Raw genomic sequence first — 21,488 nt, forward strand, 5'->3', positions numbered from 1 at the left:
ACGGGACATGCCGCGTGATAACCCGCCTCCCTGAAAGACCGAACAATCACCAAGTCATTGAATTATTTTGCTGCTTTTCGCGGCATGGGTTTAACCCTTTGTAATGAACGTTACATGAATTCAATTTTCATGACAAGAACATCAGTTGTTGTAAAATTCATTACAATCATTGTATTTGTATGACAGGCAGGTTAAACCGCGCCTGACCCTACCTATACAGGGGTATTTGACCATTCCGGGTGGATGGTATGAACGGGGAAAGTTGCACTTGGACGTGACGCAGCAGGACACAAAACCAACCGTCGCCGAACAAATCACGCAAAAGGCTGATACGCTGACGGCATCGGAACGCAAGCTGGCCCATGCCCTGCTTGGCAATTATCCAATGGCCGGGCTTGAGACGGTTGCGACTTTTGCTGATCGTTGCGGCGTTTCTGCCCCGACGGTCCTGCGTTTCGCCAGTAAAATCGGCTTTGACAGCTACCCTGATATGCAGGCCAGACTACGTGGCGAACTCGAAGCCCGCCTTCAGTCACCCTTAACCCGAAGCAGCCTGCCCCGGTCACGCAACCGGTCCAGCCATCCGATGGGTGAATTGCTTCATGAAATCGCCGAAGCAGCAACCAACAACATTCGAACCAGCCTTGCCAATATCAATCCGGCGGAATTGCAAAGTGCAATCGAACTGATTGGTGACTGCAAAGGATCTGTTTATTTGCTGGGAGGCCGTTTTACATCAGCACTTGCGGTCTATGCCTATGAACATCTTCGCACCATGCGAAGCCATGTCCGCCGCGTGTCGGGCCAAAGTGCAAAATGGGCAGAAGACCTTCTTGATATCGGCAAACGTGACGTTCTGGTTATCTTTGATGTTCGTCGCTATCAGTCTGATGTGATTGCCTTTGCCGAAGCCGCCTCAAAACAGGACGCAAAGATCATCCTGTTTACCGACCAGTGGCTAAGCCCCATCGCCCAGTTTGCCCGCCACGTTTTCCCGGTGCGCATCGAAACCGGCACGACATGGGACAGCTCGGCCGCCAGCATGGTCATGCTTGAAGCCCTGCTCGAAGGTGTCGGTCAACATAACCCTGACCAAGTTCGCGCGCGCATCAAACATCTTGAAGCTTTGCGCCGCCCCTCCCAACCATAATTTCGGGGACGCGCACCTCAAGAAAGCCGCTCCCACACATCACGTGTGTCAGCAGTATCTAGTCGCGCAATCCACGCTTGGCCGTGGCCAGAACCCGGTCGATATAGGCATTCGATTGCCCGACATAATTGGCCGGATCACGCACCGATGCCCAATCAACCGGTGCATCGGTCAGTTTGGGCAATTCATCAAACAGGTTGGATTGATTGACCGCCGATTGCGCCAAGCCATCCTTGACCAGCTTATCAGCCGCATCGCGGCCCACATGATCGGCAAGGGCAAATGTCGCCGCCTCGGCCAGCATCGCCCCGCGTGACAGCTCAAGGTTGGCCGCCATGCGGTCCTGATTAATCTTAAGGGTCGGCACCATATCGACCGCCTGCGCAAGTGCAGTTCCCGCCGCCATGATCATTTGCGGCAAGGTCAACCATTCCAGAAGCCAGCTTGACCCGGATCGTTCGTGATCATGAAGCTGCGACTGGGCAAAGGTCCCCAACTGACCGGCATTAAACCGCGCCAACGTCACCAGCATTTCCGCCTGCACCGGATTGGATTTGTGCGACATGGTCGATGATCCGCCCCCCTTGCCCGGCTGGACTTCGGCGATTTCCGACTGTGCGAGTAAAACAAGGTCCTGCCCCATTTTACCAAGCGCGCCGGTTAACGCTGTTAACTGAGCTGCAAAATCAACCAAAACATCACGCTGCGCATGCCATGGCATGTCGCTGGTTTCAAGATCAAGTTCCTCGGCCAGATTGTTTTCAACCGAAGCGGCCTTACCCCCAAGGGATGCCAGCGTTCCCGCAGCCCCACCAAACGACAGGCGCAGCAAATCATGCGAAAGCCCCTCAATCCGCCGATCAATCCGCACCAACGGTGCTAACCATCCCGCCGCCTTAAGCCCGAATGTCGTTGGCACCGCCTGTTGCGACCGGGTCCGCCCAATCATCACAGTGTTGCGGTGTGTTTCGGCAAGGGTTGAAAGCGATTTGGCCAGCTTGCGAATGCGCCGCCGGATGATCGAAATGACATCGCGTAGCCGCAACACAAGCCCGGTATCAAACACATCCTGACTGGTCGCCCCGAAATGCACATAGCGCTCATCATCGCCACCAATTTCCGCCTTAAGCGCCTTGACCAGTGCCGGAACCGGCACGCCCGAACTTGCCGTACCCGCCGCCAAACTCGCCGGGTCGGGCTGAAAATCGCGGCACACCTCGGCAATTCTGGTCGCACTTGCTTCGGGGATCACGCCCGCGCGCGCTTGGGCGGCGGCCAATGCTGCCTCAAACAACAGCATCGATGCAATCTGCGCGCTGTCCTCAAACAGCTCGGCGATTTCGCGGTCAGCGAAAAGATCGCCAAGCAGGGCAGAATCAAAGGGCGAAATGGTCATCAGGCTTAATCCACCTTCATCAACAGGTGTGAAATCAGGGTGCGAGTGTCGCGCCACCAACACCGTTGGTCAACACCGCAAAAAACAAAGCCCCTGCCCGTCAACCGGCACAGGGGCTTCGATTTAAAAATCATCTAAACGCTGTTTGGCTTAAACAGCTTCAAGCGCAATCGCGATGCCCTGACCAACGCCAATGCACATGGTCGCCAGCGCATATTTACCCCCGGTGCGTTTCAGCTGAAGGGCTGCTGTCCCGGCAATACGCGCGCCTGACATACCCAACGGATGACCCAGCGCAATCGCCCCGCCATTGGGGTTCACCCGCGCATCGTCATCGGCAATGCCAAGATCACGAAGGGTCGCCAAACCTTGCGACGCAAAGGCTTCGTTCAACTCGATCACGTCAAGCTGATCGGTGGTCCAGCCCAAACGCGCCAAAAGTTTTTGGCTGGCCGGTGCCGGACCAAAGCCCATGATGCGCGGCGCAACACCCGCCGTCGCACCGCCAACAACCTTGGCAATCGGCGTCAGGCCGTATTTTTTAACCGCTGCTTCGGACGCGATGATCAATGCCGCCGCGCCATCATTGACACCCGATGCATTGCCCGCCGTCACCGACCCGCCTTCACGGAACGGGGTCGGCAATTTAGACAGCTTTTCCGCCGTCGTGCCCGGACGCGGATGTTCATCCTTATCGACAATAATCGGATCGGCCTTGCGTTGTGGAATGGTCACCGGGGTAATTTCCTCGCCCAGAATACCATTTTCCTGTGCGGCAACGGCTTTATCCTGTGATCGGGCGGAAAATGCGTCCTGATCTTCGCGCGAAACTTTGAAATCCTCGGCGACGTTTTCACCAGTTTCAGGCATGGACTCCACGCCGTATTGTTTCTTCATCACCGGATTAACAAACCGCCAGCCAATCGTCGTGTCATAGATTTCCGCATTGCGCGAAAAGGCCGAGGTCGCCTTGGGCATCACAAACGGTGCACGTGACATGCTTTCAACACCACCGGCAATCATCAAATCGGCTTCACCGGCCTTGATCGCACGCGCGGCAATAATGATCGCATCCATGCCCGACCCACACAGGCGGTTAACCGTGGTACCGGTCACTGTTTCTGGCAAACCGGCCAAAAGTGCGGACATGCGTGCAACGTTACGGTTGTCTTCACCGGCCTGATTGGCACAGCCAAAAATGATGTCTTCCACCGCGCCAAAATCGACACCGGGATTGCGGTCCATCAGCGCCTTAAGCGGGATAGCGCCCAAATCATCGGCGCGCACCTGCGACAGGCTGCCACCAAAGCGGCCAATCGGGGTGCGGATGTAATCGCAAATATATGCGTCAGCCATGTTCTTGATCCTTGCTGGCAGTCTTACTGCTGGCCTTCATGGGCCTTGGCGGTACGGGCATGCAGTTCACGCAGAACTTTAAGCTCGTTTTCATTCGGGATCGGAGTTTGCGCAACTTCGTCTGCAAATTCAACGTCCCAGCCGGTATTTTCGATGATATCTTCGCGCGTCACACCGGGATGGATCGACGTCACGATGAACTGTTTGCCCACCGGATGCGGTTCCATGATGCAAAGATCGGTAATCAAACGCGACGGTCCCTTGGTATCGACACCATAGGACGCGCGATCATCCCCGCCCGTGCCGTGACCAAGCGAAGTGACAAAATCGATCTTTTGCACAAAACCGCGTTTGCTTTGCTTCATCACCAAAAACACTTCGCCGCAGCTCGTCGCAATCTCCGGCGCACCACCACCGCCCGGAAGGCGGACTTTGGGATCGTCGTAATCGCCAATCACAGTGGTGTTGATGTTGCCAAATTTATCAAGCTGTGCCGCGCCAAGGAAGCCCACCGAAATCTTGCCACCCTGAAGCCAATAGCGGAACATTTCCGGCACGGCCACGGTGTTCATCGCCGTTTCACACAGCTCACCATCACCGATGGACAACGGCAAGACATCTGGCTTGGTGCCAATCGTGCCACTTTCATAAATCAATGTCAGTTCCGGCGCATGGGTCAACCGCGCCAGATTGCAGGCCGCAGACGGCATACCAATACCAACAAAGCACACATCGTCGTTTTTAAGCGCGCGTGCGGCGGATACCGTCATCATTTCAGTCGGGGTATAGTCAACCATGATCTTTTCTCCGCTTACGCTTTGTTGGCTTCACGCTTGGCCGCGAAATCTTCGGGCCCGCCATTCATCACATGTTCTTCGATCCAGGCAGTAAACGCCTCACGATCGCGCGCAATCGGGTCCCACGCCTTGTAAAACGCATTGTCGCGTTTGTAATATCCTTGGGCATAGGACGGATGTGCGCCACCCGGCACCTCGACAATTGCGGTCACGGCCCAATTCGGCAACATCACGGCATTTGGCGAAATATCACCAAAATCATCGACGATTTCCTCAACCGTAATGATCGATTTCTTCGCGGCCAGAACGGCTTCTTTTTGCACGCCGACAATGCCTTCAAACAGGACATCGCCCTTTTTGTTGGCTTTCTGGGCATGCACAACCGTCGCATCCGGGCGGATCGACGGCACCGCGGCCAAACTTTCGCCAGTGAACGGGCATTCGATGAACTTGATGTTCTTGTTCACACGCGGCAATTCCGCACCACGGTATCCTTTAAATACCGCACACGGCAGCCCCGCCGCCCCGGCGTCATAGGCATTTGCCATCGCCGCGTGGCTGTGTTCTTCGATTTCAAGTTTGTGTGGCCAGTGCTCCTGAACCGCTTCGCGCAGGCGATGCAGCGATCCAACACCGGGATTACCGCCCCATGAAAACACCAGTTTCTTGGCACAACCCGCCCCGATCAACTGATCGTAAATCACATCTGGCGTCATCCGGATCAGGGTTAGATCCTTGATCCCCTGACGGATCACTTCATGCCCGGCGGCATGCGGGATCAGATGGGTGAACCCTTCCATCGCGATGGTATCGCCATCCTTAATGCAGGACGCGACGGCGTCTTTAAGCGTCATGAAACGTGCAACCACGGCAAAAACTCCTGTGGTATCAAACCAACAAAACAGAACAAACGTGGGGCCAGGGCCCCTGATAACGTTAGGAATAAGGATCGATGGCTGTGACAGCTGGCTTTCCCCAAAGCAGCACCCACAGCCATCGCGCCAGATCGACTTACACGTCGAAGAACACGGTTTCCGCATTCCCCTGCATGTGGATATCGATCCGGTATTCAATCCCGGTCGGGGTTTGGATGCGCTTGGCAATCAAGGTGTCGCGACGATCGGCGGGTACTGATTGCAGGACATCGTCCTTGGCATTCAACGCGGCCTCATCATCGAAATAAAACCGGGTAAAGGCGTGGACAAGCATGCCGCGCATAAAGACAATCACATTGACAAACGGTGTCTTGGCATCTTCGACGACACCGGGTTTGATCGTCTCAAACCAGAACCGGTTGTCGGCATCCGTGCCCGTCCCGCAACGGCCAAGGCCGCGGAAACCGCTATCGGCAACATCAACCGGATTTTCGCTGTAAACACCATTGGCATCGGCCTGCCAGATTTCGATCATCGCATCATTTACGCGATTACCTTCGCCGTCAAAAACGGTGCCGGTAATGCGGATGTGCTCGCCATCGGCATCCGGGCCAGCAACGGTCGGATTGACGATATCGCTAAAGTCGTATCCATACTGTCCAGCGGTCAGGCCATAGGCGAAATACGGGCCAACCGTCTGTGAGGGGGTTTCACCATATGCCATGACTTAATTCTCCATCGGGGTGCCGTTGCGTCCGCGAAGGACAATGTCAAACTGATAACCAAGGGCAAAGCCCTCCTCGGTCTTCTTAATCGAGAATTTGGCAATCAGGCGTTCGCGCGCCGCCGCATCCTTGGTCTCAAGGAAGATCGGATCAAGATCAAGCAACGGATCACCGGGAAAATACATCTGGGTGACAAGACGGGTGGCAAACCCCGGACCAAACACCGACAGATGGATATGGTTCGGACGCCATGCGTTGAAATGGTTGCCCCACGGATAGGCGCCGGGCTTGATCGTATAGAACATGTAATTGCCGTTGGCATCGGTCATGCACCGGCCCGATCCCCGAAAATTCGGATCAAGCGGTGCGTCATGCTGGTCAACTTTATGCACATACCGCCCGGCCGCATTGGCCTGCCAAACTTCGACAACAATATCAGGCTGCGGGCGGCCATCGGTATCAAGCACACGCCCATGCACAACAATGCGCTCGCCAAGCGGCTCACCATTGGTGATGCCGTTTTTGGTCAGATCGAAATCAAGTTCACGCACCGATGCCGGGGCAAAGCGCGGGCCTGTCCCCTCGGTCAATCCTGATTTGATCGCAAGTGGCGCACGCGACGGGCCACGCAGCAAGGTGGACTTATAACCCGGCGCAATAAGCGGGGCGTGGGATCCCCAATCACGCGGTTTGAAAACGGACATGTGACTACTCTCCCTTGGGCGCCGCGTCGATCTCGGCATAGGTTTGTTTGGCAATGCGGAATGCCGTATTGGCGGCAGGAACGCCGGCATAGACCGCAACATGCATCAGGGTTTCACGGATATCATCGCGCGTCGCCCCGGTATTGAGTGTCGCGCGGATATGCATGGCAAGTTCTTCTTCATGACCAAGCCCCGCCAGAAGCGCGATGGTCACAATCGAACGTTCACGCTTGGTGAATTTGTCACTCGTCCAGACACCGTTCCAGACATTTTCAGTGATATAGCGCTGAAAACCTTCGTCAATTTCGGTGATGTTTTTCGATGCACGATCTACATGCGCATCACCCAAAACAGAACGGCGGGTTTTCATGCCAACGTCATACCGGCTCTCAGACAAGGTTATTCTCCTTGGTAAATCGGTCGATCAACCGGGTAAGCTGTTCCGGGGTTTCGATGCATGGCAAATGCCCGACCCCGTCGATCAGTTCAAATGTCGCATTCGGGATCATGCCCGCCATCGCACGCACCACATCGGGCGGCGTTGCAAGGTCAACTGATCCACAGATGCATAAGGTCGGCACAGAAATTTTGCCCGCCGCATCGCGCAAGTCCCCGTCGCGAAGTGCGACACAGGTACCGATATAGCCATCTGCGGTCGTGCGGACCAGCATGTCGCGATACATCGCGGTTTCAAGCGGGCGGTTGGCACGGAAATCCGGCGATAACCAGCGTTCCATGATCGCATCGCCCAGAACCTCGATCCCGTCGGCCTTGATCGCCTCAATCCGGCTGTTCCAGCCATCATAATCGCCAAGTTTCGATGCGGTATCACACAGGATCAGGCCTCGAATACGTTTGGGCTGCTCAGCAATAACTTTCTGGGCAATCAAACCACCCACCGACAGACCGCAAATGATCACCTGATCAAGACCAAGATGGTCCAGCAAGCCGATCAGGTCACTGGCATGCAGCGAAACGTCATATGGCGCATCACCAATCCCTGAAAGCCCGTGACCGCGTTTGTCATAGGTCACAATGTTAAACCGGTCCGAAAGCCCGGCAACAACATCGTCCCAGATCCGCAGATCCGTGCCGAGAGAATTCGAAAAAACCAGCACCGGGCCGTCTTTTGGGCCGGTCTGGGCATAATGGATATGTGTCCCGTTGATCGGGGCGACGTGTAAACTCATGTCGTTTCACCCTGACTATTTCGCCCTACATTCTCAGACGGTTTTGGTTATGTAAAATGAGGATTTGCGTATTTTGCATAACTATATAAGTATACAACCACCATAAATAAGACGATCCCAATAACGATCCACCTCACGGTAGCAGGGTAGCATGCTGGACCAACGTATTAAGTTTCGCCACCTGACGTGTTTTCTCGAAGTTGCCCGCCAACGCAGCGTTGGCAAAGCCGCCGACACACTGTCAATCACCCAGCCCGCCGTCTCAAAAACCATCCGCGAACTCGAAGAACATCTTGATGCGCGGCTGTTTGACCGATCCAAACGCGGTGTCACCCTGACCGATTTTGGCAAGGTGTTCCTGCGCTATGCCGGGGCCAGTGTCACGGCCTTGCGCCAAGGTGTCGACAGCATCAGTCAGGTCCGCATGCAAGGTGGATTGTCGATTAATCTTGGCGTTTTGCCAACGGTTGCGGCAAGTGTGATGCCCGCCGCCATTCGCCGGTTCAAGGCGCTTAGCCCCGATACCACCGTGAAGGTTGTCGCCGGGCCGAACGTCATGTTGATGGGGCAATTACGCGTTGGTGAACTTGATCTGGTGGTCGGACGGCTGGCCGAACCCGATCAGATGTCGGGATTGTCGTTCATCCATTTGTATTCCGAACATATTTCGCTGGTCGCCCGCCCCGGCCATCCATTATTGGCCGATAAAAATCCCGACATCACCCGCATTCGTGAATTCACGGTTCTGGTCCCGCCCAAACACGCGATCATTCATTCGACGGTTGATAAAATGCTGATTGCCCATGGGATCGGTGCCCTGCCGGACCGGATTGAAACCGTTTCGACATCTTTCGGACGCGCCTTTACCCGTGAAACCGATGCAATCTGGATCATATCAAACGGGGCTGTGGCATCCGATATCGCCGAGGGTAACTTGGTTGAACTGCCGATTGATACCAGCGACACCTTTGGTCCGGTGGGCTTGACCACCCGAATTGATAGCCCGGTATCGCCCCCCGTCGAAATGTTGATCAATGCAGTCCGTGAAGAAGCATCCGCCCATCACACAACACTTTCGAGCAGGAAGTCATAATCGTTTGGTTATGCATATGTGCTTACATATCATTATACATAACCATCTCGTGCCCTTTAGATTGGTTCAAAATCGGCATGGCAGAATTGCGTCAACCGCAGGCCACGCCTAAAAACAGTCCTAAAAACAAGAATAAAATATCTTGGAAAACTTCGTACTTTAAGGGTGCGCATCGTGGCTGAAACGTTTGCCAGCGTCATGAACGCGGCAAAACGTTCAAAGGAGGAAGAATGAAACACATCACCAAATTGCTGGCTGGTGCTGCTGTCGCGACCATGGTGTCGTTCGGCGTACACGCACAGGAAGTTACCCTGACCGTTCACCATTTCCTGGGTCCGAAAGCACCGGCCCAGTCGAAAATGATCGAGCCATGGGCAAAGAAAATCGAAGAAGAATCAAACGGCCGTATCAAGTTTGAAATCTTCCCGTCCATGTCTTTGGGCGGCAACCCGCCGGAACTGTATCGTCAGGTCCGTGACGGTGTTGCCGATATCGTCTGGACCCTGCCGGGTTATACCCCGGGTGTATTCCCGCGTTTGGAAGTATTTGAACTTCCGGGCGTTCACCTTGGTGATGCACGCGCAACCAACCTTGCGATGTGGGATCTGAAAGACGAATACGCCGAAGACCTTAAAGACGTTCATACCCTTGCGGTTCACGTTCATGCCGGTCAGGCCATCCACCTGACCCAAAAAGACGTCCGCACCGTTGACGATGTCAAAGGCCTGAAACTGCGCACCCCGACCCGTACCGGGTCATGGATGATCGAAGCATGGGGCGCTGAACCCGTTGGCATGCCGGTCCCGGCTCTGCCGCAGGCAATGTCACTTGGCGTTGTTGATGGTGGTCTGGTGCCGTTCGAAGTCGTGCCGCCACTTAAATTGGCTGAACTGGTTGCCTATTCCGTCGAAGGCGAAGGTGTAAATTCACGCTTTGGCACCTCGACCTTCCTGTTCGCGATGAACAAGGACCGTTACGACAGCCTGCCTGACGATCTCAAGGAAATCCTTGATCGCAATTCCGGTCGTGAGTTTGCCGGTCATATCGGCGATGTCTTTAACGACGTCGAAGAAGTCGGCAAGAAAATGATCAACGATGGCAAAGGCCAGGTCGTTCAGCTGACCGCAGAACAAAAAGCAACCTTTGATGCGCCGGCCGCAACCGTTGTGGATCGCTGGATCGAAGAAGCAAGCTCGAATGGTATCGACGGTGCAAAACTGGTCGAAGACGCCAAAGCAGCCGTTCTGTCCCATACCAAGTAACCTTTCCAAGGTACTGGAAAATCTTGTGGGGTCACGTATCATGCGATGCGTGACCCTGTTTTTCCCGCGAGATTGTTTGAATCATGAAAAACGTGCTGAATAAGGCCGCCGCCTGGTTTGCCGTTGCTGGCGGGTTTCTTGCCCTGCTGATTGCTGTGGTGACGATGGTCAATGTGACCGCCTTTGGCCTCGACAAACTGGCCCGACTGTTTGACGCCAATGTCCCCGCCATCATCGGCTACGAAGATTTCGTCAGCATGATCGTCAGTTCGGCAGCATTGATGTTCTTCCCCTACTGCCAATCGCGCCACGGCCATGTCGCTGTTGACGTGTTCATTAAAATGTTTCCGACGTGGTTTGCCCGTGTTGTCGACACGGCATCGGGCATCTGCATGACGCTGCTGGCACTGTTCCTTGCCTATATGATGGTGCATGGACTGATCGAAGTGCGCAGCGACAATACGCTTTCGGCAATTCTGGGGTGGCAGATCTGGCCGTTTTATGTGCCGGGCATCGCATCGATGTTCCTGTGGGCGCTGATTGCCGGAAATCAGGTTTTCGAAAGAGAGTCCAATGTCTGAACGCGAATTAATCGGCCTTGGCGGCCTTGGGCTGCTGTTCTTCATTCTCGCACTGCGCGTTCCGGTTGGCCTTGCAATGGTGGGTGTCGGGATTGGCGGCAACTATGTGCTCAGCCTGTTCTTCCCGTTCCTGCGGTTTGATCCCTATTTGCAGCAATTCAAATCCCTGTTTTACGGGATTGTGTCGAACTATGAACTGTCCGTCGTGCCGCTGTTTGTTTTGATGGGCTATCTCGCCAGTCAGGCCAACCTGTCACGCGATCTGTTTCAGGGGGTCAATGCCATCCTTGGCCGGTTCCGGGGGGGCGTTGCCATGGCCGCCATTGGTGCATGTGCCGGGTTTGGTGCGGTCTGCGGATCATCACTTGCCACCGCATCGACCATGGGCAAAGTCGCCCTGCCCGAACTCGACCGGCTGAAATATTCGCCGCGTCTGGCAACCGGTACGCTGGCGGCGGGCGGCACACTTGGCATTCTGATCCCGCCATCGGTCGCCCTTGTGATCTATGCGGTCACCGTCGAGGCATCAATCATTCAGATGTTTCAGGCAGCCATCATTCCGGGCCTCATCGCGGTTCTGTTCTTTATGGGGGTGATTGCCATTCAGGTGCGCATCAACCCGTCACTGGCCCCCAAACCCGCCCCGATGGAGCCTGCTGAACGTAAAGAAGCCCTGCTGCGCCTGATCCCGGTCATGGTGATCTTTGGCGCGATCATTCTGGGTCTGGGTGCCGGTCTGTTCACCCCGACCCCGGCTGCCGGTGTTGGCGTGTTCGCCATTCTGGTATATGGCACCTACATGCGGTTCCGTGGCAAGGGTGGCTTGACATGGCAAGGTCTGCGTCAGTCGCTCAAAGACACCGCGGTTACCTCCTCGATGATTTTCTTCATCCTTCTGGGTGCGGAAATCCTCAAAGGCTTCTTTAGCCGTGCCAACCTTCCGGCCTATATGGCCGAAGCCGCCGCCACCAGCGGCCTTGATCCGTGGCTGATCATGGTTCTGATGCTCCTCGCCCTGATCGTTCTGGGCTGCTTCATGGAAAGCCTGTCGATGATCGTCGTGGTGATCCCGTTCTTCTGGCCGGCCCTTGTCGACATCAATGGTGGCGACTGGGCAACGGCGGCGACGGCGGCCTATGGCATGGGGGCCGAGGACCTTAAAATCTGGTTTGGTATTCTGGCCCTGATTGTCGTCGAACTGGGGCTGATAACCCCGCCCGTCGGGCTGAATGTGTTTATCATCAACGCACTGGCCAAGGGTGTCCCGATGAGCCAGACCTTCCGGGGTGTGATGCCGTTCTTTGGCGCAGAGATTATCCGTATTTTTCTGATCATCTTCGTCCCGGCACTCACCTTGTTTGTGCCCTCGTTCCTCGGTGGATAGCCAGTTACCAATAAGAACACCAAAGCCCGCCATTTCCGATGGCGGGCTTTTCTTTTGATCACACCCAAAACAGGGTAAACTTGACCATCCGGTTCCGTGCCCCATCATAAGAAAGCCCATGCGCAACAGCATCCCGATCTATAAACTCTATGGCGAACGTGATGCCAATGCCCGAACGGCTGGCGGGTTGGATGCCACGCGCGATCCAGGCAACAGCACCGCCGAACCACAACCGATCACTGAACCGGAATTCTTTCACCTTGAAAGCATCCCCGAACGATCCCGCCTGCATGACTGGCACATCAAACCCCACCGCCACACCAACCTGTTTCAGTTGCTTTACATCACCCGTGGGCAGGCAAATATCAGTTTTGACGACCAGCAATTTCCCATGCATGTCGGGCAATTGATCACTGTCCCGCCGGGCACTGTCCATGGCTTTAAATTCAGTGATGATATTGATGGCTGGGTTATTTCGCTGACCGATTACCATCTCGGTCAAATCCTCGCTCCCGCGCCAAAACTGCTGGCCCGGCTTGATCAGGCGGTCTGTGTCGATACCAGAACCCCGTCCGATCAACAGGCCCCGATGGATTTTCTGATCAAACAGCTGGTCTTGGAATATTACAGCCACAAAACTGGACGGCTGTTTGCGCTGCGTCATATTCTGGGTCTGTTGCTGCTTGATATCGGGCGCAACATCCCAAGCAGCGATGCCGCCCGCCTATCGCGTCAGGAACAGAAAACCGGCAAATTCCGCAAATTCCAGTCGCTGGTCGAAAGTTTTTACAAACAGCACAAACCGCTTGAATTCTATGCACGCGAAATCGGCATCACCACCACCCAGCTTAACCGCATTGCCAAGGACATATATGGCATGACCGCAAGCGAGGTTGTGCAAAACCGCCTGATGCTGGAAGCCAAGCGCACCCTTATTTATACCGACATCGCTGTGCAGCAGATCGCCGGTGAACTGGGCTTTCGCGATGCCGGATATTTTTCACGCTTTTTCGCCAAACACGCCGACATGCCCCCGGCAGAGTTCCGGCGTGATCACCGCTAAGGTCTGCGCTGTGCTGCGCCCGGAATGACGCATTCCCGCATTCCGGGCTATCGCAAGATGGCGCTATAACCAGCCACCCGTGCCGCTCAGATGTTCTGGAAGATCGCTTAACGGCAGTTTGGTCAAATCCTTGGTGATTTCACCATCAAGCGCCTGCTCAACCGGTTTTGACATTTTCTGACGGACTGTGCCCATGATTTTGGGTGGTGCCACCACGATCAGATTGTCAAACTTTCCGTCATTACGCTTTGCCGTCAAATAGGACATGACGTCATCAACAAATTCGACCTGGGCATGTTCATGGGGATCGGTACTTGGCGGCATGGCGTGGCGTTGCTGATTGCCGCCGGGGTTGGCAAAGCCGCGACCGGGCTTGTCACTGGCAATGTCCGAACTTGAACGATTATCCGCAATCATTTCATGAACGGTTTCCAGATGACGGCCTTCGGCATCGTGACGAACGGAAATCACATGTGCGCGGCCACCATCGGCGACAAGGATCCACTGGTTCTTATGGGGCATTTCAAACCTGCCATTTGTTGTTGCAGATACCTCGCCAACGCCCGCAAACGCCATGATGTTCCAGCCAATCCCCCGAAAAACAAAAAGGGCCGATCATCTGACCGGCCCCTTTGATGTTTTCATGCGAGAAAATGCGTTACCGCCAGCCCAGCAACCAGCGATCCAACCGCCCCAGCAACCACGAAACGCACAAGCCCATCAAGGATAACACCACCACACCGGCAATCAGTTGATCGGTCTGATAGAGGTTCCCTGCCGCCAGAATAAGCGCCCCGATCCCGTATTGCGCGCCAATCATCTCGGCCGCAATCAGCAAGATAATCGCAATCGACGATGAAATGCGAAAGCCCGACAGAATGGTCGGCAACGCGCCGGGCAGGATAATTTTGCGGATCACCGACCACATCGGCAAATCAAAACTTTGCCCCATGCGGATCAGGTTGCGCTGCACATTATCCACCCCGCCAAACGTATTGATCACGGTCGGGAAAAACACGCCAAAGGCAATGGTGGCAAATTTCGATGGCTCGCCAATGCCAAACCAGATGATAAACAGCGGCAACAACGCGATTTTCGGGATCGGGAACAAGGCCGATACCAATGCCACACCGGGCGACCGCGCCCATGTAAACATGCCGACCAGAAAACCAACGACCAAACCGGCCACCGTCCCCATGATCCAGCCACCAACAAGGCGCTGCAACGATGCACCAAGGTGCAACCAAAGGTCCCCCGACACAATCAACTGCCAAAGTGCCTTGGCCACCGCCACCGGGCTTGGCATCGCAAGTTCGGAAATAAACCCGGTGCTTGATCCCAATTGCCACAGGGCAATCACCACCACAAAGCTGGCCCATGCTGCCACCGGATTGGATTTCGGGTTAAACCCCGTCGCCCGGAACCGCACCAGTGATGCCGGTGCGCCCTGCTCAACATCACGCGACATGGTCAAGCTCCTTATCGGCCGCAATTGCCTCATCGCGGATCAACGCCCAAAGCGCCTGCTCATGCGCAATCAGTTCGGGCATGCCTTCATGGCGATCCTTGATCGGCACATCAATCGTATGGATTTCCTTGATCGTGCCCGGACGTCGGCGCAATGCCACCACCTTATGGGCCAACCGCACCGCTTCATTCAGGTTATGGGTGACATACACCGCCGTCATGCCGGTGCGCGCAAACAGATCGGAAAACTCATCAAGCAATAAAATCCGCGTCTGCGCATCCAGTGCCGAGAGGGGCTCATCCATCAACAGGACAGCCGGCCGCACCGCCAACGCGCGCGCAATCCCCACCCGCTGCTTCATCCCGCCCGAAAGCTGCTTGGGATACGCATTGGCAAAATCGGAAAGATTGGTTTGCGCCAGCACTTCATCAATGCGCGCCGCGCGCTCCGCTTTCGATAATGGATGGTCTTCCAGCACCAGACTGATATTGCCAGCAACCGTGCGCCACGGCAAAAGTGCGAAGTCCTGAAAAACATACGTCAGCGGGTTTAAGCACCCCTCGGGCTTTGCCTGATCACACATCAGGACTTCGCCGCTGGTCGGTTTAAGCAACCCGCCAATGATCGACAAAAGTGTGGATTTTCCACAGCCCGACGGCCCGATCAGGGCCACGACCTCACCCGGCTCAATGCCAAAATCAATGTCGCGCAAAGCTTCGACCTGATCATAGCTATGACTGACATTTTTGATATGAAGGCGCATGGCGCTCTCTTTTAAGGGAAGAAACAAATGCAAACCGGGCCGAAGGCATGGTGCTTCGGCCCGGCATCATGTCACGTCGCCTTACTGACCAAGCGGGGCAATAAAGCTCGTATCGATGAAGTCATCCGGGTTGGCATCGGCCGAAACGTAACCACGCTCCTGATACCATTTGACCTGCGCTTTGACGTCCTCGACATCAAGTTTGCCTTCCTCGGTAATGAACATCGCGCCATTGCGGATTTTCGGATAGGCCTTTTCAGCCGGATCGTCGCTATAGACATACTTGTGCACGATCTCAAGAATCTCGTCGGTGGTGTCACTTTTCACAAGCTTACCATCGCCGTCCGTTGCCAAAAGCCCCGCCCGGTAATCGGCCACCCCTTTTTGATAGGCGCGCACGAATTTCTCGACCACATCGCGGCGGTCTTCAACATTGCGTGCGGATGTGAATAACCCACCGACCTGATAGGGCACATAATCCTTGACCCAACCAATGATGTGCGCCGCCCCGGCATTGGCCAGCGGCTTTGCAATATGGGGCACAATGATCATGCTATCGACCTGCCCGCTGTTCAGCGCACCAATCATGTTGGGCACGGACTGAAGCGGTTTAAGCTCCATGCTTTCAAGGTCCACACCGGCCTTCTCGGCCACATTGCCGATCATGTAATGGAACGATGACCCAACTTGCGACAGCGCAAAGCTATGCCCGCCCAGCTTATCAACCGACGTCAGACCAGCCTCAAACGCCTTGTTCGATGCCAAAATCGCCGATCCGTCATAGCCGGCATCTTCATGAAGCTGCGCGCCAATCACCTTAAGCGCGCCCTTGCCCGCAAGGTTAAAGAACCCGCCCGTGAATGCGGTCACGCCAAAATCAGCATCCCCCGATGCAATCGCCACCGCAACCGGCTGGGCCGACCGGAAAAACGTAATTTCCGCATCAAGCCCTTCGTCGGCGAAATAGCCCTTTTCCTTGGCAATAAACAACGGCGAACTTGAAACGAATGTCAGCGCGGCAATGTTGATTTTCTCTGCCGCGTTTGCCGCCCCGGCCCCCAACACAGTCGCACCAAGAGCAACCGCCAGCACCGACCGACGGGTCGCCTGCACGGCCCCGCGCATCAAATCATGTGAACGCATGTTTCCTCCTCAAAACCATTTTTTGTTCATTTATGTGTTCGCAATTTTGGTAGCCGATTCACCGGCAAATTGCCAATGTTTAGCGTCTATTGCATGAAAATTGGCGGGTTTTGCCCCAAACAGGCAATCAGCATGAAACGATATTTCACCCGCTGGTGGAGCATCCAGCCCGAGATCCCCGCCTTCGCGGGGATGACGGTGCCTGATACTAAGATTGATACGAACGTCATTCCCGCGCAGGCGGGAACCTCGACCCACAAACTCCACACTTAGACACCCCCCAAATTGCCATCACCGCATTCCCCCCCCGTCATCCCCGCGAAGGCGGGGATCTCGCCCCACAAGCTCCACCCCAATAAAACATCCCCACACAAATTGCCCCCCATCTCAAACAAGAACCACATAACCCCATGGATTCTCGCCTTCGCGGGCATGACGGCACCTCGTACCAAGACTGATACGAACGTCATTCCCGCAAAACCCTCCCCAGTCACCCCCGCTAACCTCCGTCATCCCCGCTCCCACCGTCATTCCCGCGAAGGCGGGAATCTCGCCCCACAAGCTCCACACCCCGCACCCCACACCCAAAACACCCACACAAAATTGCCACCCCACCCGAAACGCGATAGAACCAGCACACCACCTTCACCCGCTCACAAGGCCAATCATGCCAGAACAATCCCCGACATCCGCCCCCACCCCCAACGGTAAAACCGCCATGATCATCGGTGCCGGTCCCGCCGGGCTGATGGCCGCCGAACGGCTGGCGGGCGAAGGATATGCGGTAACATTGTATGAAGGCATGCCCAGTGCCGGGCGCAAATTCCTGATGGCGGGGAAATCGGGCCTGAACATCACGCATAGCGAAGACCTCGAAACCTTCCTGACCCGCTATGGCACCGCACGCGAACGCCTCGAACCACATTTGCGCAAATTCGGCCCCGCTCAAATCCGCGACTGGTGTGCGGGGCTTGGGATTGAAACCTTTGTCGGGTCTTCGGGTCGGGTGTTCCCGACCGCGATGAAGGCAAGCCCGCTTTTGCGCGCATGGCTCAAACGCCTTGATGGCTTGGGCTGTAAAATCCACTACCGCCACTATTGGACCGGCTGGAACGATGCCGGTCAGGCGGTTTTCAAAACCCCCGATAGCCCGACAAATGGCGAAACAACGGCCACCGCCGACATCACCATTCTGGCCTTGGGCGGCGGCAGTTGGAAACGGCTGGGATCAGATGGCAAATGGATGGACATCCTGCAAAATGAGGGGATCAAATGCACCCCGTTCAAACCCGCCAATTGCGGCTTTGAGGTCAACTGGACCGACCATTTGATTGATAAATGCGCAGGCCAACCGGTAAAACCCGTCACCCTGACCTGTCGCACGCAAACCGTACGCGGCGAATTCGTCATTTCCAAAACCGGGATCGAAGGCAGCGCGGTCTACGCCATCTCGGCAACGCTCCGCGATCAATGGCTTGAAACCGGCACAGCGACACTCACACTCGACCTCGCCCCGGACCGCACACTGGAAGACGTCACCGCCCGCCTCGCCAAACCGCGCGGCAAAAACTCAATGGGCAACCATTTGCGGAAATCGCTTGGCTTAGATGCCACCAAAACCGCGCTGATTTTCGAGGTCACCCCACGTGAAACCCTGAACGACCCCGCCAAACTCGCCACGGCAATTAAGAGCCTCCCCATCAAGATCACCAAACCCCGCCCGATTGATGAGGCGATTAGCACCGCTGGCGGTGTGGCATGGGAAGAACTGGATGAAACTTTCCAACTTATCAAACGTCCGGGCACCTACTGCCTCGGCGAGATGGTCGATTGGGAAGCACCTACGGGGGGGTATTTATTGAGTGGGTGTTTTGTCAGTTCAACTTTAGCGTAGAAGCGCGCCTCTCAACAAGCTAAAGTAGCGCTTTCTAATTGTACAGCACCTATCGCTGCACCTTTTACCAGCCTCTGCTTCAAGGTTTTGCATTTAACATGACAGATTCTTTATTGTCTATATTCCCTAAGCCTCTTCTGGATGACCTTATCCGAGGTCGCTGGCTTCCAATTATTGGCGCAGGTATGTCCCTTAATGCGGACCTTCCAAGTGGAGAAAAGATGCCATTGTGGGATAGTTTAACCGATTTATTTGCAGATGACCTTACAGACTTCTCTCCACTTGGTCCTATAGACGCCCTCTCTGCATATGAACATGAGTTCGGTCGAGCAAAATTAATTGAGAGACTTACTGATGTTTTACATATAAACAAATCTTCACCTGGAGACACTCATCGAGCTTTTTGCCAAATCCCATTTGACATAGTCTGCACAACAAATTTTGACTATTTATTGGAACAGCAGTACACAGAAATTACATCATGCCATATTATTATTGATGAAGATCAATTATCAATAAACCAGAATTCATCAGACCCATTACTAGTAAAATTACATGGAGATCTACGACATCCTTCTAGGTTAATCGCCACTGAGAATGACTATGACTCATTTATCAACAAGTACCCTTTGATTGCTACCTATCTATCTAATCTATTGATATCAAAAACAGCCATTCTGATTGGCTACAGTTTAGATGATCCAGATTTCAGACAACTTTGGAATGTCGTCTCTAGTCGATTGGGCAAGAATACTCGCCCAGCATATGCTCTAGTAGTCGATGCTTCCCCGACTGAAACGGCGCGCTTTGAAAGACGTGGCGTTAAAGTCATAAACTTACCAGGATCGAAAAACAATTACGGAAAAATTCTGGAAAACACATTCAAAGATATACACAACTATTGGCTTCAAAATGCGTTATCCGAGCAAACAATCCGTTCTGAAGACCCTTTGCTAGAATTACTTCTACCCAGACACACCCCAACTAGACTTTGCTTTTTTTCTGTACCTAAGCAGTATCTATCCATCTACAGAAAAATGGTATTCCCAGTTGTAGAGGACACAGGTTTTGTTCCCGTGACCATTGACGACGTTCTTGCAAAAGGAAACAATATTAGATCAATCACGGACACGTTGATTGATAGAGCATCTGTAGTAGTAGTGGACACTCAAAAGAATGCCTCTCGCGAAAGAGATGACCTAAAACTTGCACAGCAAAAGAAACATGAGCGGGCTAAGAACAATCGCCCCCCTTTGGAAATCATTGAAATCATTCCGAAAGGTAGCCAACCGGCCACTGAAATTCCTGTAGAATCAGTGATTCATCGCGGAAACGTTCTCGACCAAGGAATAGATAAGCTTCTCGATGAAATCAAAATAGCTTTGGAGAAAATTTCAACTTCACTGAACTCAGACTTTGAAACTGAGACCAGTAACCTAATGGCTGCAGGTGAGCACAAGTCTGCGTTGATTTCCGCCATATCTCATTTAGAGAACGCTCTTAGAGAGTACTTCGAAAAGCACTCAGATAATTCGTCCTCAAAATATGTCAATCGTGCTCCGCAATTGAGAAAAATGATCGAAGAGTCATTAATGAGGGAAATTCTCACTAAGGATGAACACAGCCGGATCATTAAACTCATTTACCGCCGAAACGAGGCAGTACACAGAACTAAGAACGTTACTGCACAAAACGCACGTGAAGCGATTGAGCTTGTGCGGAAAGTACTTGAAAGACTTCGAAACCTGTAAGAAAAAACAGCGAGGCAAAACCATGGTGAACGCCAGTGATGGCGATGCCAATCGTCATGATATTTCCGATAGCGCATCCGAACTGACCCGCATGACGGATGCCGATCCGCAAAGTCTGGCGGCCTATTACGATCAATGGGCCGAAAGCTATGACGCTGATTTGCCCAAGATGGGGTATGACGCACCAATGCGCGCGGCCGCCATCATGGTCGCACAGGATATCGCGTTTGATGCGCCGATTTTGGATGCCGGATGTGGCACCGGCCTGACCGGGCAGGAACTCGCACGTGCGGGATATACCGACCTCACCGGGATTGATTTATCACTGGAATCACTGCAAGCCGCCGAGGCCAAGGGTGTGTATCGCCACCTTAAAAAGCGCGATATGAACAAGCCACTGGCGTTTGGCGACAATGGTTTTGCCGCCGTGCAATGCATCGGAACCCTGACCTATGTGCGCGAAAAACGCAAACTGATGGCCGAGTTTTGCCGCGTGGTCAAACGCGGCGGCATCGTCAGTTTCACCCACCGCGCCGATCTGTATGACGATGCCTTTATTAAGGTCCTGACCGCCACCACGCGCGCGGGACTCTGGGAACTGGTATCGCACTCCGACCCGATGCCCTATCTGCCGAACCACAAGGATTTCGGCGATAAGACGCATGTTTTCTATGATGTCTATCGCGTGAAATAATCCCGCGATTTCAGCCCCCTACGTCATATTCCCCACCCACAACCTGAAACACCCCACACCATAAATGCGACCCATTCGCACTTTTATAGTTGACAAGATCAACCATTTTTAGGTAGTTGATCATGTCAACCAATTAAGCCTGCGCCAGTTAAGTCTGCGCCAGTCGAGCCTACGCAAGTGCAAGCCCCAAAGCGCCCCT

At 54.2% G+C, this 21,488-nt stretch carries 21 protein-coding genes; 9 read left to right on the plus strand and 12 right to left on the minus strand.

Annotation, left to right across the window (positions count from 1 at the left end):
• Positions 1-274: 274 nt before the first annotated feature.
• Complete coding sequence (locus K355_RS0112515; protein WP_033368856.1) at positions 275-1,150, plus strand: MurR/RpiR family transcriptional regulator; 876 nt, start codon at positions 275-277, stop codon at positions 1,148-1,150.
• A gap of 58 nt (positions 1,151-1,208) precedes the next feature.
• Here the strand turns inward: K355_RS0112515 and K355_RS0112520 are convergent, their stop codons facing one another.
• From K355_RS0112520 to pcaD, 8 genes are all read right to left on the minus strand, one after another.
• The gene (locus tag K355_RS0112520) at positions 1,209-2,546 is read right to left on the minus strand and encodes a 3-carboxy-cis,cis-muconate cycloisomerase (RefSeq protein WP_022732489.1); all 1,338 of its coding nucleotides are present in this window, start codon (positions 2,544-2,546) and stop codon (positions 1,209-1,211) included.
• Positions 2,547-2,696: 150 nt separating this feature from the next.
• Positions 2,697-3,902 (minus strand): 3-oxoadipyl-CoA thiolase, encoded by a 1,206-nt coding sequence (pcaF, locus tag K355_RS0112525; protein ID WP_022732490.1) that lies wholly within the window; start codon positions 3,900-3,902, stop codon positions 2,697-2,699.
• Between the two features lie 23 nt (positions 3,903-3,925).
• Entirely contained in the window at positions 3,926-4,699 is a 774-nt protein-coding gene (locus tag K355_RS0112530; RefSeq protein WP_022732491.1) for a CoA-transferase subunit beta, read from the minus strand.
• A 14-nt stretch (positions 4,700-4,713) separates the two neighbouring features.
• The gene (locus tag K355_RS0112535) at positions 4,714-5,568 is read right to left on the minus strand and encodes a CoA transferase subunit A (protein ID WP_022732492.1); all 855 of its coding nucleotides are present in this window, start codon (positions 5,566-5,568) and stop codon (positions 4,714-4,716) included.
• A gap of 142 nt (positions 5,569-5,710) precedes the next feature.
• Entirely contained in the window at positions 5,711-6,298 is a 588-nt protein-coding gene (gene pcaG / locus K355_RS0112540) for a protocatechuate 3,4-dioxygenase subunit alpha (RefSeq protein ID WP_022732493.1), read from the minus strand.
• A 3-nt stretch (positions 6,299-6,301) separates the two neighbouring features.
• Complete coding sequence (gene pcaH / locus K355_RS0112545; protein WP_022732494.1) at positions 6,302-7,003, minus strand: protocatechuate 3,4-dioxygenase subunit beta; 702 nt, start codon at positions 7,001-7,003, stop codon at positions 6,302-6,304.
• A gap of 4 nt (positions 7,004-7,007) precedes the next feature.
• Entirely contained in the window at positions 7,008-7,400 is a 393-nt protein-coding gene (gene pcaC / locus K355_RS0112550) for a 4-carboxymuconolactone decarboxylase (protein WP_022732495.1), read from the minus strand.
• Entirely contained in the window at positions 7,393-8,193 is an 801-nt protein-coding gene (gene pcaD / locus K355_RS0112555) for a 3-oxoadipate enol-lactonase (RefSeq protein ID WP_022732496.1), read from the minus strand. The genes pcaC and pcaD overlap by 8 nt, the downstream gene beginning before the upstream one ends.
• A 151-nt stretch (positions 8,194-8,344) precedes the next feature.
• Between pcaD and pcaQ the strand changes: the two genes are divergently transcribed.
• The 5 genes from pcaQ (at position 8,345) to K355_RS0112580 (ending at position 13,576) form a co-directional block, all read left to right on the plus strand.
• Positions 8,345-9,286: a pca operon transcription factor PcaQ gene (pcaQ, locus tag K355_RS0112560; protein ID WP_022732497.1), complete on the plus strand. Its 942-nt coding sequence runs from the start codon at positions 8,345-8,347 to the stop codon at positions 9,284-9,286.
• 230 nt (positions 9,287-9,516) lie between these two features.
• On the plus strand, positions 9,517-10,548 hold the full coding sequence (locus K355_RS0112565) for a TRAP transporter substrate-binding protein (RefSeq protein ID WP_022732498.1): 1,032 nt from the start codon (positions 9,517-9,519) through the stop codon (positions 10,546-10,548).
• Positions 10,549-10,631: 83 nt separating this feature from the next.
• Complete coding sequence (locus K355_RS0112570; protein WP_022732499.1) at positions 10,632-11,129, plus strand: TRAP transporter small permease; 498 nt, start codon at positions 10,632-10,634, stop codon at positions 11,127-11,129.
• Positions 11,122-12,513, plus strand: coding sequence for a TRAP transporter large permease (locus K355_RS0112575; RefSeq protein ID WP_022732500.1), 1,392 nt, complete (start codon positions 11,122-11,124; stop codon positions 12,511-12,513). Before K355_RS0112570 ends, K355_RS0112575 begins: the two co-directional genes overlap by 8 nt.
• A 118-nt stretch (positions 12,514-12,631) precedes the next feature.
• Positions 12,632-13,576, plus strand: coding sequence for a helix-turn-helix domain-containing protein (locus K355_RS0112580; RefSeq protein ID WP_022732501.1), 945 nt, complete (start codon positions 12,632-12,634; stop codon positions 13,574-13,576).
• Between the two features lie 63 nt (positions 13,577-13,639).
• Here the strand turns inward: K355_RS0112580 and K355_RS25125 are convergent, their stop codons facing one another.
• The 4 genes from K355_RS25125 to K355_RS0112600 form a co-directional block, all read right to left on the minus strand.
• Positions 13,640-14,098 carry a host attachment protein gene (locus K355_RS25125; RefSeq protein WP_162142298.1) on the minus strand — a complete coding sequence of 153 codons (459 nt, stop codon included), beginning with the start codon at positions 14,096-14,098 and terminating at the stop codon, positions 13,640-13,642.
• 136 nt (positions 14,099-14,234) lie between these two features.
• Positions 14,235-15,044: an ABC transporter permease gene (locus K355_RS0112590; protein WP_022732503.1), complete on the minus strand. Its 810-nt coding sequence runs from the start codon at positions 15,042-15,044 to the stop codon at positions 14,235-14,237.
• A complete protein-coding gene (locus K355_RS0112595) occupies positions 15,034-15,807 on the minus strand; it encodes an ABC transporter ATP-binding protein (RefSeq protein WP_022732504.1) in 774 nt (257 codons plus the stop codon). Before K355_RS0112595 ends, K355_RS0112590 begins: the two co-directional genes overlap by 11 nt.
• A gap of 81 nt (positions 15,808-15,888) precedes the next feature.
• Positions 15,889-16,950: an ABC transporter substrate-binding protein gene (locus K355_RS0112600; RefSeq protein WP_022732505.1), complete on the minus strand. Its 1,062-nt coding sequence runs from the start codon at positions 16,948-16,950 to the stop codon at positions 15,889-15,891.
• Positions 16,951-17,617: 667 nt separating this feature from the next.
• Here K355_RS0112600 and K355_RS0112615 point away from each other — a divergent pair.
• The 3 genes from K355_RS0112615 (at position 17,618) to K355_RS0112625 (ending at position 21,289) form a co-directional block, all read left to right on the plus strand.
• Positions 17,618-18,844: a TIGR03862 family flavoprotein gene (locus K355_RS0112615; RefSeq protein ID WP_022732508.1), complete on the plus strand. Its 1,227-nt coding sequence runs from the start codon at positions 17,618-17,620 to the stop codon at positions 18,842-18,844.
• Between the two features lie 98 nt (positions 18,845-18,942).
• The gene (locus tag K355_RS0112620) at positions 18,943-20,595 is read left to right on the plus strand and encodes an SIR2 family protein (RefSeq protein ID WP_022732509.1); all 1,653 of its coding nucleotides are present in this window, start codon (positions 18,943-18,945) and stop codon (positions 20,593-20,595) included.
• Positions 20,573-21,289 (plus strand): class I SAM-dependent DNA methyltransferase, encoded by a 717-nt coding sequence (locus K355_RS0112625; RefSeq protein ID WP_022732510.1) that lies wholly within the window; start codon positions 20,573-20,575, stop codon positions 21,287-21,289. The genes K355_RS0112620 and K355_RS0112625 overlap by 23 nt, the downstream gene beginning before the upstream one ends.
• Positions 21,290-21,488 lie beyond the last annotated feature (199 nt).

Origin of the sequence: Thalassospira lucentensis MCCC 1A00383 = DSM 14000 (genome assembly GCF_000421265.1) — a bacterium.
GTDB classification, from domain to species: Bacteria; Pseudomonadota; Alphaproteobacteria; order Rhodospirillales; family Thalassospiraceae; genus Thalassospira; species Thalassospira lucentensis.